Here is a 14,790-nt window from a genome sequence, read left to right as displayed (position 1 = left end):
GGGGTGCCATGAGCCGGACACGCGACGACTTCGAGGCGGCGCTGCTTGAGGCTGTGCCGTTTTTGCGCGCATTCGCCAGAACGCTTTGCCAGGACCCGGATCAGGCTGAAGACCTGGCCCAGGAGACTGTGGTCAAGGCGCTATCCTGCCGCCATCAGTTCCAGCCGGGCACCAATCTGCGGGCCTGGCTCTCGACCATCCTGCGCAACCGTTTCTACTCCGGCCAACGGCGCCTGCGCTGGCGGGGCGAGTACGACCCCGACGCCATCGAGCGCACCCTGGTCGCGCCCGACGACCCGTCGGCCGTGGTCGAGCTTGAGGACGTCCGCCGGGCGCTCTCCATGCTGCCCGACTTCCAGCGCGAGGCCCTGATCCTCGTCGGCGCCGGGGGCCTGTCCTACGACGAAGTCTCGCAGATCGCCGGCTGCCCCATCGGCACGGTGAAGAGCCGCGTCCGCCGCGCCCGCGACGAGCTGACCTCGATCATCTTCGAGGGCCGCACCTCCCAGGAGGACGGCTGCGACGCCCCCCTCGCCGCCATCATCGAAGACTTCGACCGCCTCCGCGCCGGCCGCGCGGCCTAGCCCGCTCCCTGTCCTCTCCCTCTCGGGGGGGAGAGAAGTATGGGGACGGAGCAGAGGCCGGTCGCCTTCACATCGCGATGGAGTCCGCCTCCGCCGTCAGCCGGTCGCAGGTCGCAAACTCGCGCCGCCGGAACGCCATCGCCGCCGCCTTGCGCAACAGCAGGTGCGCCGCCTCCGGATAGCGGCCCCGCAACCGCCCGGCCCACAGCTCCGCCAGCTCCGCCGCCACTGTCGCCTCGTCGGGCCGCGCGGCGATCATCTGCGCCGCCTCGCGCAACGCCGGCCAGCCCATCAGGAACCCCAGCCCGCGCTCGAAATCGACATGCGCCGCCGCATAGGCCAGCGCCCGGTCCTCCGCCTCGACGTCGGCGAACCCGCTCAGGCCGCCGATGAACTCCCGGGCCCGCTCGACCGACAAGTTCCGCTCGAACGCCGCCCAGCGCGCCGCCTGCGCCTCCGCCGTGCGTCCGGCCTTCGCCAGATAGTCGATCCAGATTTCTTCCCATGCCTGGACCGCCGCGTCGTCGGCCTTGCGTTTGCCGCGCCCGTCGGGCCGCGCCCGCTCCAGCATCTCGCCCGCCTCCGCTACACGGCCCGCGGCCAGCAGCCGGCCCGCGACCTCCGCCGCCGTCCCCGGCTCGCGCAGCGCCTCCGGCGCGAAGGTGGCGCGATAGGCGTCGACCTCCCCCGCCGCATCCGCCAGCAGCCGGCAGGCCCCGACCAGGGCCGGCCCCGTCCCGCCGGCCGCCGCCAGCTCGCGCAGCACCGCCCCGGCCACCCCCGCGGGCGCGACTTCCAGCACCGCCGGCAGCCACCCCGCCCACGCCCCTGGCGCCCGGCTGATCGCGTCCGCCAGACGCGGCGCCGCCGCCGCACCCTGCGCCTCAAGCGCCCGGCCAAGGTCCGCCGCGGTCCGGCGATAGACCTCCGCCACCCGCCCGTCCCTGTCCTTCGTCCGACCCAGCACCGCCGGCGCGGTCTCGAGCAGCGCCACCGTCCGCTCCACCCCCGCCGCCGCGTCCAGCGGCAGCAGCCGCTCGGCGATCAGCGCCCGCAGGCTCTCCAGGTCGCGGATGAACGCATGCCGCTGCCGCCAGGAGATCCGCGACCCGGCGGCGGCCAGCGCGCCGAGCCGCTTGTCGATCTCCGGCAGCAGGTGCTCGGCCCCCTGCTCGGCCGCAAGCTCCATCCGCAGCCGTCGCTTCAGGTCCGGCCGCTTTTCGGCCACCGCCGCCAGGATCTCGGCGAGCCGCTCGGGTCCCAGCCGCGCCAGGTTCTCCGGCGTCACCTTCTTCTGACTGGCGATCGTCGGCTTCTTCATCCGCTCCGGTCACTCCACTGCCCAGGGGCCGTCGTCCAATGCATGGACCGCGCCGTGGCTCCGGGCCAGCCGCAACAGCCGCGCCCCAACCTTTGAGTTGCCGGGGAACAGGGCCGCGGCCTGCGGGTTGGCCCACGTCCGAAATAAGCCCCCGAGCCGATCATGCCGCTTCTGTCGATCTTCCGCTTCGTCGCCGCCCTCCTGTCGCTGCTGATCCTCGGCGCGGCCGGCTATCTGCTGTGGAGCTGGTATCAAGGGGTGTGGGTCGTCGACGCGACCGGCCTCGCTTACCGGGTGCGTGACGACTGGCGGCTGTGGACCGGCCTCGGCCTTCTTGCCTGGTCGGTGCTCGGTCGCCTGGTCATGCTCCCGCTGCTCGCGCGTCGCGACACCCGGCCGACCCGTCCTGAACGCGCCGAAGGCCAGGCGATCGCCGGCGCCAGCGGCTCGACCCTCCACGTCGAACGTCACGGCCCGGCCGGCGGTCCCCCCATCCTCCTCACCCACGGCTGGGGCATGGACAGCACCTTCTGGTTCTACGCACGCCAGGACCTCGCCGACCGCTTCAACCTGACGCTCTGGGACCTGCCGGGCCTCGGCAAGAGCCGCGCCGGGGCGATCAGCCTCCCGGCCTTCGCCGATGATCTCGCCACCCTGCTGGAGGCGTCCGGCCGCCGGCCCGTCGTCCTCGTCGGCCACAGCATCGGCGGCATGATCATCCAGACCCTGGTTCGGGATCGGCCCGACCTCGCCGACCGCATCGCCGGCGTCGTCCTGCTCAACACCACCCACACCAACCCGCTGCGCACCATGATCCTCAGCGGCCTGCTGCGCGCCTTGCAGAAGCCGGTGATCGAGCCGGCCATGCACCTGACGCGTTGGCTCCATCCCCTGGTCTGGCTCTCGAAGTGGCAGAGCTACCTCAGCGGCTCCGCCCACCTCGCCCACCGCCTCGGCTTCGGCCGCTACGTGACCCGCAGCCAGCTCGAGCACGTCACCCTGCTCTCGACCCGCAACCCGCCGGCCGTGGAGGCGGCCGGCAACCTCGCCATGCTGCACTGGGATGCCAGCAATGCCCTCGCCCGACTTCACCGCCCCGTCCTCGTGGTCGGCGGCGACAAGGACATCGTCACCAAGCTGGAAGCCAACCGCCGGATCGCCGACAGCGCGCCGCAGGGCGACCTCCACGTAGTGGACGGCGCCAACCACCTCGGCCCAATGGAATGCGCCGAACTCTACAACAAGCTGATCGCCGACTTCGCCTTGGCGGTGCAGCCCGCCGTCTCCGCCGATATGCCGGCTAGGCCGGCGGCCGGCGCGCCCGCCACGCCGGCTCAACGGCCGGCCGCTGGCCCTCATCAACGCCCGGATGCCCGCCCCTACTGACGCCCTGGTGCAGGCAAAGTCAGATAGCGGTGTTATTTTTGCACCTGTTCGACCTGACCGTGTCGGGTGAGCCTCTGCGATCCCAGCCATTGGGGTAGCACGTCGACTTCACCACCGGTGCGCGAGCGGAGACTCCTCTGCGCGCCGGGGACAGTCGCATTGAGGGGAAACGACCATGACCCGGAAAGCCCACCTGCTGCAGACCGCCGGCGCCTCGCTGGCGCTCGCCCTCCTCGGCCACGCCCCGGCCCTGGCCCAGAGCGCCACGGCCAGCGCCGGCTCGGACCTCTCGGAAGTCGTCGTCACGGCCACCCGGTCGGCCGAGGTACTTTCCCGGGTCCCGATCAGCGTCTCGGTGTTCAACCAGGAGAAGATGGACCAGCAGGGCCTGAAGCGGTTCGACGACCTCGTCCGCTTCACCCCGGGCCTGAACTTCAACACCCGCGCCACCGGCGGCAGCGACGTCGCCATCCGCGGCATCCGCTCGACCGCTGGCGCGGCCACCACCGGCGTCTACCTGGACGACGTGCCGATCCAGGTGCGCGCCATCGGGTTCTCGGCCGGCACCGTCTTTCCGGTGCTGTTCGACCTCGAGCGGGTCGAGGTGCTGCGCGGCCCGCAGGGCACCCTGTTCGGCTCGGGCTCGCAAGGCGGCACCGTCCGCTTCATCCAGCCGGCGCCTAGCCTGGAGCGCTATTCCGTCTACGCCCGCGCCGAAGGGGCCATCACTCCGCACGCCGATGAAAGCTACGAGGGCGGCGTCGCCGTCGGCGGCCCGATCGTCGAGGACAAGCTCGGCTTCCGGGTCAGCGCCTTCTACCGCCGAGAAGGCGGCTGGATCGACAGCGTCCCGGCGACCTTCAACGTCGTCGACCCGGTCGGCGCCTCCTATGCCGACTCCCTGATCTTCACGCCCACCGGCGAGGGCGACAAGAACCACAACTACGTGGAGTCGAAGTCCTTCCGCGCGGCCCTCAAGATGGCCCCGACCGAGAACTTCACCATCAGCCCCTCGATCTTCTACCAGGAGACCGAGCGCGGCGGGCAGTCGAACAACTTCTGGACCTCGGCCTCCGACCCCGGCTCCGGCCGCTTCGTGGTCGCCCAGTTCCGCGCCGGGCCGGTCACCCCGACCTCCGGCTTGACCGCCCTGTCCCTGCCCGACCACGAGAAGGGCTTCGACAACATGCTCGTCGCCTCGATCGGCATGGAGTGGGCCCTCGACGGCGTGACCCTCTATTCGACCTCGTCCTACCTGCGCCAGGACAAGGACCAGTTCTACGACATGACGACCGGCTACGAGCAGTCGTACATGGAACAACCGGTCGCCGCCCCCGGCGCCCGCGTCACCTCGGTCTACCGCGACAACCAGAACAGCTACGTTCAGGAGGTCCGCCTCCAGTCGGATCCCGACAAGCGCCTGAAGTGGGTGGTGGGCGGCTTCTTCCAGCTCAGCGACCAGGGCTCGCGCCAGTTGATCGAGGTCAACACCTGGAAGTACTCGCAGAACTTCTTCGGCATCTCCGGCCTCGACAACGCCGGCGCCTTCGGCCCGGGCTACCTCAATTCCGAAAACGTCTGGGGCGCGCCGCTGCTCGGCGAGTCCGGCGTCTACTAAGTCGACACCGAGACCCGCGAGCGCCAGGTCGCCGGCTTCGGCCAGGTCGACTTCAAGCTGACCGAGCAGATCACCCTGACCGCCGGCGTCCGCGTCTCGCGCAACTGGCTGCGCTACAACCTCTTTGCGGACGGGCCGGAGAACAACATGAACGCCCCGTTCGGGGCCGACTGTCCGCTCGACGATCCGGCCACGCCCGCCGTCGAGTACTGCCCGTTCAACGCCGGCGGCCCGTTCGCGCCGGCCTACCCGGGCGGCGTCGTCAAGACGGCCGAGAACGCCGTCACGCCCAAGGTCGGCATCAACTTCCAGATCGACCCTGACAACCTGGTCTATGCCTCGGTGTCGAAGGGCTACCGCCCCGGCGGCGCCCAGGTGCCGCTGCCCACCGCCTGCGACGCCGACCTGATCGCCATGGGCTACGTCGACGCCAGCGGCAATCCGACCACCCCGCTGACCTACGACTCCGACACCGTCTGGAGCTATGAGGCCGGCTCGAAGAACCGGGTGTTCGGCGGCGCCGTGTCCGTGGCGGCGAGCGCCTACTACATCAAGTGGAAGAACATCCAGACCGAGCTCTTCGGCCCGACCTGCGGCTACTCCTTCGTCGACAATCTGTCGTCGGCGACGGTCAAGGGCTTCGACCTGTCGGTCGATCTGCGACCGCTGGACGGCCTCAGCCTCAACGCCACCGTCGGCTACAACGACCTGTCGCTCGACGAAGCCCTGACCTCGCCGAACGGCATCGTCCTGGCCGCCGGCACGCCGATCGCCGGGGCCGCGACGCCCTGGCGGGTGGTCCTGTCGGGCCAGTACGAACGGCCGCTGACCGCCGACATGGACGGCTACGTGCGCGCCGACCTCACCTATCAGAGCAAGACCAAGCGCACCGCCACCCAGGTTCCCGGCGTCATCAACCATGATCCGCTGGAGTTCCCCGACGGCGAGACCACCCTCGTCAACGCCAGCGCCGGCGTTGTCCGCGGCTCGATCGACCTGTCGCTGTTCGTCAACAACCTGCTCGACGCCCACCCGCTGCTCAACCACCAGCACGGCAGCCGCAACCCGATCTGGACCGCGACCACCTTCCGGCCGCGCACCATGGGCGTCACCGCCACCTATCGTTACTGAGCCTCGGCGGGCCGGGCCTCGCGCCCGGCCTTCCTTCGCCGGCTCTAGGCGCGCGGCGTCTGCGCCAGGATGTCCAGCGCCACCTTCAGTACGGCTTCGACGCAGGCCGCCTCGCGGCTGTCGCCGCCGCAGGCCTCGCGCGGGGTCAACTCCTCGCCGCAGACCAGGTCGCAGGCGGCGATCAGGTCGCCCTGCCCCAACAGCCGGCGGCGGAAATCCACCAGTTGCGCCGCCGCTTGTCGCCGGCCCTCGCCAAGCCGCAGGATCAGCGCCAGCGACGGCCCCGCCGCCACCCCGGCGCCCGGCTGCACCTCCAGGGTGGACTTGATCGCCGGCGCCTCGCCCGCCCGCCGGAACGCCGCGCCATAGCGCTCGCCGGCCGCCGCCTGCAAGGGTGTCAGCCGCCCCTTGCGCGTCAGCCACCCGAGCCCGCTCTGCCGCTGGTAGGGTCCCGAGCGCGAGCCCCCGTCGGCCTGCACCATCGCCGAGCCGCGAGCCCGCGACAGGGCGACGGTCTCGGCGACCCCCTCGCTCACCGCCCGCGCCTCGGCCTGCGTCTTCTGGCGCGCCTCGAGTTTCTGCAGCCGCGCGCGGGTGGCCCGCGCCGGGTCGAAGGGTTTGCCCATCCGTCTCGCCTCTCTCTGAACCTTCAGGCCGCGCCGCGCGCGACCATGGCGTCGGCCAGCCGGTAGACGCTCTCGCCCGCCGCCCGTTCGCCCTCGACCAGCACCAGCCCGGCCGCCGCGTGGGCCAGCAGTTGCTTCAGGAACGCCGTCCGCGCCTCACACGGCCGCGCCGCCAGCTCCCGCGCCACGACGGCCGCGGCTGCGTCGCCGTCGCTCATGGCTTCAGCGCCGGGTAGCCGCCGGCGGCCACCACCGCCGCCACGTGGGAGGCGTGCCGCGCGAACCGCGGCCGCATGGGATCGGGACCGCCGCCGCTCCGCCGGCTGAACATGGTCTCCAGCCGGCTCGCCAGCGGGGTCGGCAGGGCCAGCTGCGCCTGGGCGGCGCCGGGCGGCGCGCCGCCATACCTCAGCGCCGCATAGGCGGCGCTCGCCTGGATGGTGTCGTCGGGGTTTGCTCTCGTCATGCGAGAACTGTATGCTTCATACAGCGATTGCGCCAAGAAGTTTTGTATTTTATCTACAGCGACGAACAGCCGCGGAAATTCCATGGACGACCGTTCCCAGAGGCTGCGCGAGGCGCGGCTAGCCAAGGGTTTCGATACCGCCGCCGCCGCGGCCGACGCTCACGGCTGGAACCGCAACACCTACGCCTCGAACGAGAACGGCAACGCCCCGTTCTCCTATCGCCGCGCCAAGGAGTATGCGGCCGCCTTCGACGTCCGGCCCGAGTGGCTCTACGACGACGCCGCCGGACCCATGCGTGCCGCCGTTGACCCCGGCTTCGTGCCGATCATCGGGCGGGTCGGCGCCAACCCCGACGGCTCCGTGCTCTTCGCCACCGGTCAGGATCCCACCGACCTCGCGCCGATCCCGCCCGGCGGCACGGACAAGGCAGCCGCCCTGCTGGTCGTCGGCCATTCGATGCGCGGCGTGGCCGACGACGGAGCGCTGATCTATTTCGAGGACCAGCGCACCCCGCCGACGCCCGACATGCTCGGCCATGTGATCGTCGTCGAACTCGACACCGAGGAGGTGCTGGTCAAGCGCCTGCTGCGCGGCTCGCGGCCCGGCCTCTACGATCTCGAAAGCGTCGCCGGCCCCACCCGACAGGACGCCCGCCTGCGCTGGGCCGCCCACATCACCGCGATCATCCCGCCCTACCAGGCCCGCCGCATCATTCGCGGCGCGGCCTGAACTGTAGGTTTTCTACCGGGCCGACTTCACCGGCGCGCCCTCGGCGGAGGCGTTGGCCAGCAGGGCCGAGCAGTTGGCGTCCTTGGCCAGTCCCGGATCGACGAACGGCAGGATCGCGGCGATCGGCGATAGCAGCGAGCCGAGCGCCACGGCGATTCCGCCCTGGGCGATCGCCTTGCCCGGCTCGACGCCGAGCTTCGGCCCGCGGATCGGCCCCTTGGCCGTCACCGGCAGCATCAGCCGCACCAGCCGGAACTCCTTCGGATGACCTTGCATGCGGAAGCTCATCCGCTCCGAACCAAGGTTCACCTCGCCCGAGCCCGTCACCACCACCGGCTTGGTGTCGAAGACGATGCGGTTGGCCCGCATCACGCCGTTGGTCGTCTGGAAATGTGCCACGCCGCAGCGGATCGGCACCTTGTCCTGGTCCTTCTTGAGCAACAGGCCAAGGCCCTTGACCACGTTCACGCCCATCAGCTCGGCGAACGCCTCGCGGATCTCGCCGTTGGGCAGCACCACCATCACCTCGCCGTCGGCGCTGGCGAACGCCTTGTGGACGCTGTCGCCCGTGCCGGTCAGCCGCGCCCGCCCGACGAGGGAGCCGGTCGCCGGCAGCGGCCCGCCCGGGCTGCGGATCGGGATGAGCTGCTCAACCCGAGCATTGGACAGCCGCAGGTCGAGGTTGGTCACCGGCGTCGCCTTGCGCGCGTTCAGCTGCACATGCCCGGTCACCTGCCCCTGCGGCAGGTCGAGCCGTAGCGGATCGGCGCGCAGCAGGCCATCGTGCAGCTTCACCTTCACCGACCCGGCCCGCAGGTGGATGGGCGTGTCGCGGATCGAGGCCGCCCTATAGCTGACGTCGGCGTCGATGGCCCGGATGCGCTCCACCGCCAGGGTCGAGTCCGGGAAGATCCGCTGCTGGGCGTTGAGGTTCTGCGCCATCACCTTCTGGCCGCTCGACGCGGTCTCGCCCGGCGCCGTCGACGGCGCGCCGCCGAACAGCGCTCCAAGGTCGTCGAAGTCGAGACTGCGGGTGCGCAGGTCGGCCTTGAGGAACGGCCGCTCCCGCCCGGTGTCCACCGAGAGATCGCCCGCCAGGTCGCTGTCGCCGACCCGGCCGTTTAGGCCGGTCACCTTGTAGACCTGCTCGTCCCGCGTCAGCCGGCCGCGCAGGTTGTAGGGCGGGGTGTTCGGCAGGGCGATGCCGGTCAGGCCGTAGAGGTCGGCCATGTCAGGCCCGCGCGCCGTCGCGTTCATGTTGAACTGCCCGAGGTCGAACGGCTTTGGCACGGCGCCGCGCGCCGTCAGCACCGTCTCGCCGGCGCGCACATAGGCGTCGAACGGATACGGCACGTCCTTGTCGATGTTCAGCAACGGCCCGCCGGTGACGCGCAGCTGGAACGGATAACGGTTGAGGGCGCCATTGCCGCGCATCTCGAACCCGCGGTTGGCGGCGCCCAGCTTCTCGGCGGCGTTGATCGTGCCGTTGAAGTTCAGACCGCGCTTCACGTCCTGATAGCGCAGGCGGCCGTCGTTGATGATGAAGTTGCGGATCGGCGGCAGGCGCGTCGGCTCGGCCCTGCGCCCGTCGGAGAAGTCCCAGGTCTTGCGCCCCTGCGCGTCGGCGTAGAGCTTCACGTTCGGCCGGTCGAACCGCAGCAGCCGCAGGTCGACGTCGCCCCGGAACAGCGGCAGCAGGCGGATCTGCACGGCGATGCGGTCGATCTGCGCCATGTCCCCCTTGTCGGGGGCCCAGCCCGGGTTCGCGATGCGGATCTTGTCCACCGTCGCCCAGGGCTGCCACGACCAGATGTGCACGTTGAGGTCGCCGGCGATCGTCACCTCGCGGTGCATCCTGGCCGAGGCGAACCGCGCCAGCGGCCCGCGGAACCAGTTCCAGTCCCAGATGGCGATCAGGATGGCGATCGCGATCGCCAGGCTGGCCGCCACGCCGCCCGAAATATACAGCGCCTTGCGGCTCGGCTTCTTGATCTTGGTGTTGGCCAGCCGGGCCCGGGCCGCGGCCAGGTGCTCGCGGGTCCAGGTCTCGGCGCGCTGCAGCGGCCGGCGGGCGCCGGCGGCGGTCTTCGCGCCTTTGCGGCGGCGCGGCCCGGGCTGCGGGGTCTGGAATGCGTCGTTGCTCACCGGCGGCTCCTGCGACGGCCCCCAAAGGCGGTCAGTCCCAGGATGCCAAACGCACAGCCCCGCCGTTCCAGTTCCCCTAAAACTCTAGTGACTTACCCCCCGGCCGCTCAGCGCCGCCGTCGCCGTGGCGATGAGGATGCGGACATCGAAGCCGAGCGAGCGCCGGGCCAGATATTCCGCGTCCAGCCGCACCTTCTCCGGGATCGGCAGCTCGTCGCGCCCGTTGACCTGCGCCCAGCCGGTGACCCCCGGCCTGAGCACATGCACCCCGGCCTCGGTGCGCAGCGCCACCAGGTCGTCCTGGTTGAACAGCGCCGGCCTCGGCCCGACCAGGCTCATGTCGCCGATCAGCACGCTCCACAGCTGCGGCAACTCATCGAGGCTGGTCCGCCGCAGGAACCGCCCCAGCGGCGTCACCCACGCCTGCGGATCGGCCAGCAGGTGCGTCGCCACGTCCGGGGTTCCGACCCGCATGGTCCGGAACTTGGGCATGGCGAAGATCCGGTTGTCCCGCCCGACCCGCCGCGACCAGTGCACCGCCGGCCCGGCGCTCTCCAGCCGCACCGCCAGCCCCACGGCCAGCAGCACCGGCCAGAGCGCCAGCAACCCGGCGAGCGCCACCACGATGTCGAACCCGCGCTTCACGCCCTACCTCTAACCTCATCCCACCGCATAGACCCGCGCCAAGCCGCCCTCGCCCAGCGTTCCGGCGACCCAGCCGCAGATCGCCTGAAGATCCTCCGCCATCCCCAGGTCGGGGCCCGCCAGCACCAGAGCGCAACCGTTCATCTTCATCGGATCCGCCAGCGGCCGCATCCGCGTCTCCGCCACCAGCAGCGGCGCGTCCGTGGCGTCCTCGAGTTCGCGCAGAAAGGCGTCGAAGGTCTCGAGATCTTTCAGCGGCAGCCAGACCAGCGCCGTCGCCTCGGGCCGCGCGCCCAGCACCTCGACGATCCGGCCATAATCGTCCGGCCGCTCGAACGGCGGGTCGATCAGCAGCAGCCGCCGGCCCTTCGCCGGCGCCGCCCGCGCGGTCTCATAGCCGTCGCCGCGCACCGTCCGCACATAGTCCCGGCCGCGCAGCGCCACCCTCAGCGCCTCGTGCTCCTCGGGCCGCAACTCGCAGCCCAGATAGCTGTCGCCCGGCCGCAGCCCCTCGGCGATCAGCCAAGGCGATCCGGGATAGCGCCGCACCTCTCCCTGGCCGTTCAGCCGCCGCACCGCATCGACCAGGCCGGAGAACACCTCCGGCGGCCGCTCGCGCATCAACCGAAGGATCCCAGCCGTCGCCGCCTCTCCCGACTTGCGCGCTTCCGCTCCCGCCAGGTCGTAGAGTCCACGGCCGGCGTGGGTGTCGATCACCTCCAGCGGCGCACGATCGGTCGTCAGCCGGGCCAGCAGCCGCAGCAGCGCCGCATGCTTCACCAGGTCGGCGAAATTCCCGGCATGGAAGGCGTGTCGGTAGTTCACGGGCGCTCCGGCTCAAGAGGAACCGCCCCGCGCATATCACGTTGCGGCCACGCCGGAGGAGACATGGCCCTGGATACCAGCGCGGAAAACACCGTCCTAGCCGCCGACGACCTTGAGGCCGCCGGCCTCTCCTACGCCTCCGACGCCGACCCCGGCATCACCCGCAAGGCCGGCAAGACCGGCTTCAACTACCGCCGCCCGAACGGCGAGCCCGTCGCCGACGAACGGACCCTCGACCGAATCCGCAAGCTCGCCATTCCGCCGGCCTGGACCGAGGTGTGGATCTGCCCCCGCGCCAACGGCCACATCCAGGCGACCGGCCGCGACCAGAAGGGCCGCAAGCAGTATCGCTACCATGACCGCTGGCGCGAGGTCCGCGACGCCCACAAGTATGACCGCGTCCTCGCCTTTGGCCGCGCTCTGCCCCGCCTGCGCAAGCGGGTGGACGCCGATCTCGCTCGCCGCGGCCTGCCCCGCGAGAAGGTCCTGGCCGCGGTCGTCCGGGTCATGGAGATCACCCTGATCCGGGTCGGCAACGAGGAATACGCCCGGGCCAACAAGAGCTTCGGCCTCACCACCCTGCGCGACCGCCACGCTAAGGTCAGCGCCACCAAGGCCGTCTTCGAGTTCCGCGGCAAGAGCGGCAAGGTCCACCGCACCGGCTTCAACGACCGGCGGCTGGCGCGCGTGGTCAAGGCTTGCCAGGACCTGCCCGGCCAGCGCCTCTTCCAGTACATCGACGAGACCGGCGAGCAGCGCGCCGTCGAGAGCGCCGACGTCAACGCCTACCTGCGCGAGGCCATGGGCGAGGACTTCTCCGCCAAGGACTTCCGCACCTGGGCCGGCACGCTCGCCGCCGCCCGCGCCCTCGTCGAACTGCCGGCCTGCGCCAGCGGGGCGGAGGCCAAGCGCAACGTCAACACCTGCGTCAAGGCCGTCGCCGGCGTCCTCGGCAACACCGCCGCCGTCTGCCGCAGCGCCTACATCCACCCGCTGGTGCTGGAGAGCTACCAGACCGGCGCCCTGCCCCTGAAGCCGGCCCGCACCGACCGCGCCTTCGAGCTCGCCGTCCTGCGCTTCCTCGAAGCCGCCCGCGACGAGGTGAAGGCCGAACTGGCCGGCTAACCGCCCGCGCAAGAAAACGCCCTCCGACGCGGACGCCGGAGGGCGGATCCAGGCTCTGGCCTTACCTAGCTGTTCTTCGCGCCGCTCGTGGTCGAGCTGCTGCCGGAAACCGAATTGCCGGTCATGCCGCCGGAGGAAGCGCCGGTCGTCGAGCCGGGGGTTGAGCCCGTCGTCGAGCCGGCGCCGCCGAAGCTGCGCGAGGCCTCGGTGCTCCCGCTCATGCCGCCGGACTGCTGGATGCGCAGGTTGTTCTGCACATGCTTCACGCCGGAGACGCGTTCGATGATGTCTTCGGCGTGCCGCTTCTCGTCCCGGCTGTTCACCGTGCCGCTCAGCGTCACCTCGCCGTCCTTCACCTGCACCTCGATCTCCGAGGCGTCGATGTGGCTGTCGTCGGCCAGGCGGTCGTGGACGTCCTCACGGATGCGGTCGTCGGAGCGGGTGTAGTTCTTCGGGCCCTTGCCGCGGTGCTCGCCGTGCCCGCGGCCAAAGCCCATGAAGCCGCGCTCGTATTCGCCGTCGGTGACCGCGCGAACGCCTTCATTGGGGTCGCCGAACATCTGGCCGCCCTGGCCGCCCTGACGGCTCTGGCCGCCGCCCGTCGATTGCTGCCGGCCCTGGCTCTGGCTCCCGCCGCCACCGCCATAACCGTAGCCGCCGTAACCGCCGCCATAGCCGCCATAGGGGTCCGACCGGCGGCCCATGTCGCCCGATCCTTCGAGGGAATAGTTGCCTTCCTGGCCCTGGTTGCTGAACCGCGAGCCTGTGCCATATCGGTGCTCGTCGTAGCCGCCGGTCAGGTCACGCTGGGCGCCGTAGCCCTGGGAGCGCCCGCCATAGCCGTAGCCGGCGTCCTGACCGTACTGCTGGCCGCCGCCGAAACTGCGGTCCTCGCCCGACGATGCGGAGCCGCCGCCGCGTCCCCAGTCGCGCTGTTCCCGCTCGCGCCGGCGCCAGTCGTCGGAATCGCGATCGCGCCCGCCGCCGGTCTGGCCGCGGTCGTTCCTGTTCCACTCACTCATGGGGATCTCCTTCGCATGTTCGAAAGGGCGGCTGTTCTCACCCACCGCCCTGCGAACCCGGCGACCGGGGCCTCGGTTCCGATCCTATGAGACGGCAGGTCGCGCCGGCCTTGAGGCCGCGCAGGCTGGCGTCGGCCGCGCCGCCGGGCTAGCAGACCGCCCGATGATCCGCCTCGACAACATCTCCAAGCAGAACGGCCACCAACTCCTGTTCATCGACGCCTCGATGGGCGTCCAGAAGGGCGAGAAGGCCGGCCTCGTCGGCCCGAACGGCGCCGGCAAGACCACCCTCTTCCGCATGATCACCGGCCAGGAACAGCCGGACGACGGCCTGATCGTCATCGATCCTGGCATGACCATCGGCTACTTCAGCCAGGATGTCGGCGAGATGGCGGGCCAGAGCGCCGTCGCCGCGGTGATGGACGGCGTCGGTCCCGTCAGCGCCCTCGCCGCCGAGATGGCCAGCCTCGAGGCCGCCATGGTCGACCCGGACCAGGCCGACCAGCTCGACGCCATCATCGAACGGTACGGCGAGGTGCAGGAGCGCTTCCAGGAACTCGACGGCTATGCGCTGGAGGCCCGCGCCCGCGAGGTCCTGGCCGGCCTGAGCTTCAGCCAGGAGCGGATGGACGGCGACGTCGGCCTGCTCTCCGGCGGCTGGAAGATGCGCGTCGCCCTGGCGCGCATCCTGCTGATGCGCCCCGACGGCATGCTGCTGGACGAGCCCAGCAACCACCTCGACCTCGAAAGCCTCATCTGGCTCGAAGCCTTCCTGAAGGACTACGACGGCGCGCTGCTGATGACCTCCCACGACCGCGCCTTCATGAACCGCATCGTCGGCAAGGTGGTCGAGATCGACGCGGGAGGTCTGACGAGCTACTCGGGCGACCTCGACTTCTACGAGCAGCAACGCGTCCTCGGAGAGGCGCAGCGCCAGGCCCAGTACGAGCGCCAGCAGGCGATGCTGGCGAAGGAAATCAAGTTCATCGAGAAGTTCAAGGCGCGCGCCAGCCACGCCGCCCAGGTCCAGAGCCGGGTCAAGAAGCTCGACAAGATCGAGCGCGTCGAGCCGCCGCGCCGCCGCCAGACGGTCCAGTTCGAGTTCCGCAGTCCGCCGCGCTCCGGCGACGACGTCATCAGCCTGCGCGGCGTCCACAAGGGCTACG

The 14,790-nt window shown here is 70.8% G+C and carries 14 protein-coding genes and 1 pseudogene; 7 read left to right on the top strand and 8 right to left on the bottom strand.

Annotation, left to right across the window (positions count from 1 at the left end; genetic code table 11):
- Window positions 1–8 precede the first annotated feature (8 nt).
- Entirely contained in the window at window positions 9–584 is a 576-nt protein-coding gene (locus tag ACILRF_RS09200) for a sigma-70 family RNA polymerase sigma factor (protein WP_395672124.1), read from the top strand.
- A 67-nt stretch (window positions 585–651) separates the two neighbouring features.
- Here ACILRF_RS09200 and ACILRF_RS09195 read toward each other — a convergent pair whose 3' ends face one another.
- Complete coding sequence (locus ACILRF_RS09195) at window positions 652–1,905, bottom strand: DUF6880 family protein (protein ID WP_395672122.1); 1,254 nt, start codon at window positions 1,903–1,905, stop codon at window positions 652–654.
- Window positions 1,906–2,067: 162 nt separating this feature from the next.
- Here ACILRF_RS09195 and ACILRF_RS09190 point away from each other — a divergent pair, with 162 nt between their 5' ends.
- From ACILRF_RS09190 to ACILRF_RS09180, 3 genes and pseudogenes are all read left to right on the top strand, one after another.
- The gene (locus ACILRF_RS09190; RefSeq protein ID WP_395672120.1) at window positions 2,068–3,291 is read left to right on the top strand and encodes an alpha/beta fold hydrolase; all 1,224 of its coding nucleotides are present in this window, start codon (window positions 2,068–2,070) and stop codon (window positions 3,289–3,291) included.
- Window positions 3,292–3,466: 175 nt separating this feature from the next.
- A complete protein-coding gene (locus ACILRF_RS09185; RefSeq protein WP_395672118.1) occupies window positions 3,467–4,909 on the top strand; it encodes a TonB-dependent receptor in 1,443 nt (480 codons plus the stop codon).
- Between the two features lie 21 nt (window positions 4,910–4,930).
- Window positions 4,931–6,040: pseudogene (locus ACILRF_RS09180) on the top strand (TonB-dependent receptor domain-containing protein); the annotation flags it as partial.
- A 44-nt stretch (window positions 6,041–6,084) separates the two neighbouring features.
- On the opposite strand, the gene ACILRF_RS09175 reads toward ACILRF_RS09180, so the two are convergent.
- Genes ACILRF_RS09175 through ACILRF_RS09165 form a run of 3 tightly spaced genes read right to left on the bottom strand, consistent with a single transcriptional unit; the run spans window position 6,085 to window position 7,132 of the window.
- Window positions 6,085–6,666 (bottom strand): hypothetical protein, encoded by a 582-nt coding sequence (locus ACILRF_RS09175; RefSeq protein ID WP_395672116.1) that lies wholly within the window; start codon window positions 6,664–6,666, stop codon window positions 6,085–6,087.
- Window positions 6,667–6,689: 23 nt separating this feature from the next.
- A complete protein-coding gene (locus ACILRF_RS09170) occupies window positions 6,690–6,884 on the bottom strand; it encodes a hypothetical protein (protein ID WP_395672114.1) in 195 nt (64 codons plus the stop codon).
- Window positions 6,881–7,132 carry a hypothetical protein gene (locus ACILRF_RS09165; RefSeq protein ID WP_395672112.1) on the bottom strand — a complete coding sequence of 84 codons (252 nt, stop codon included), beginning with the start codon at window positions 7,130–7,132 and terminating at the stop codon, window positions 6,881–6,883. The genes ACILRF_RS09170 and ACILRF_RS09165 overlap by 4 nt, the downstream gene beginning before the upstream one ends.
- 82 nt (window positions 7,133–7,214) lie before the next feature.
- On the opposite strand from ACILRF_RS09165, the gene ACILRF_RS09160 reads away from it, so the two are divergent.
- On the top strand, window positions 7,215–7,862 hold the full coding sequence (locus tag ACILRF_RS09160; RefSeq protein WP_395672110.1) for a peptidase S24: 648 nt from the start codon (window positions 7,215–7,217) through the stop codon (window positions 7,860–7,862).
- 12 nt (window positions 7,863–7,874) lie between these two features.
- Here ACILRF_RS09160 and ACILRF_RS09155 read toward each other — a convergent pair whose 3' ends face one another.
- The 3 genes from ACILRF_RS09155 to rlmJ form a co-directional block, all read right to left on the bottom strand.
- Window positions 7,875–10,007: an AsmA family protein gene (locus ACILRF_RS09155; RefSeq protein WP_395672108.1), complete on the bottom strand. Its 2,133-nt coding sequence runs from the start codon at window positions 10,005–10,007 to the stop codon at window positions 7,875–7,877.
- Window positions 10,008–10,091: 84 nt separating this feature from the next.
- On the bottom strand, window positions 10,092–10,652 hold the full coding sequence (locus ACILRF_RS09150) for a sugar transferase (protein WP_395672106.1): 561 nt from the start codon (window positions 10,650–10,652) through the stop codon (window positions 10,092–10,094).
- A 15-nt stretch (window positions 10,653–10,667) separates the two neighbouring features.
- Window positions 10,668–11,477 carry a 23S rRNA (adenine(2030)-N(6))-methyltransferase RlmJ gene (gene rlmJ, locus ACILRF_RS09145; RefSeq protein ID WP_395672104.1) on the bottom strand — a complete coding sequence of 270 codons (810 nt, stop codon included), beginning with the start codon at window positions 11,475–11,477 and terminating at the stop codon, window positions 10,668–10,670.
- 63 nt (window positions 11,478–11,540) lie between these two features.
- Here rlmJ and ACILRF_RS09140 point away from each other — a divergent pair, with 63 nt between their 5' ends.
- A complete protein-coding gene (locus ACILRF_RS09140; protein WP_395672102.1) occupies window positions 11,541–12,602 on the top strand; it encodes a DNA topoisomerase IB in 1,062 nt (353 codons plus the stop codon).
- A 65-nt stretch (window positions 12,603–12,667) separates the two neighbouring features.
- Here the strand turns inward: ACILRF_RS09140 and ACILRF_RS09135 are convergent, their stop codons facing one another.
- On the bottom strand, window positions 12,668–13,624 hold the full coding sequence (locus tag ACILRF_RS09135; protein WP_395672100.1) for a BON domain-containing protein: 957 nt from the start codon (window positions 13,622–13,624) through the stop codon (window positions 12,668–12,670).
- A 163-nt stretch (window positions 13,625–13,787) separates the two neighbouring features.
- Here ACILRF_RS09135 and ACILRF_RS09130 point away from each other — a divergent pair.
- Window positions 13,788–14,790: ABC-F family ATP-binding cassette domain-containing protein (locus ACILRF_RS09130; RefSeq protein ID WP_395672098.1), on the top strand; the 1,003-nt coding region annotated here is incomplete at its 3' end.

Source organism: Phenylobacterium sp. (genome assembly GCF_044236515.1).
Taxonomy (GTDB): Bacteria; Pseudomonadota; Alphaproteobacteria; order Caulobacterales; family Caulobacteraceae; genus Phenylobacterium.
This window is presented reverse-complemented; position numbering and strand designations above follow the sequence as displayed.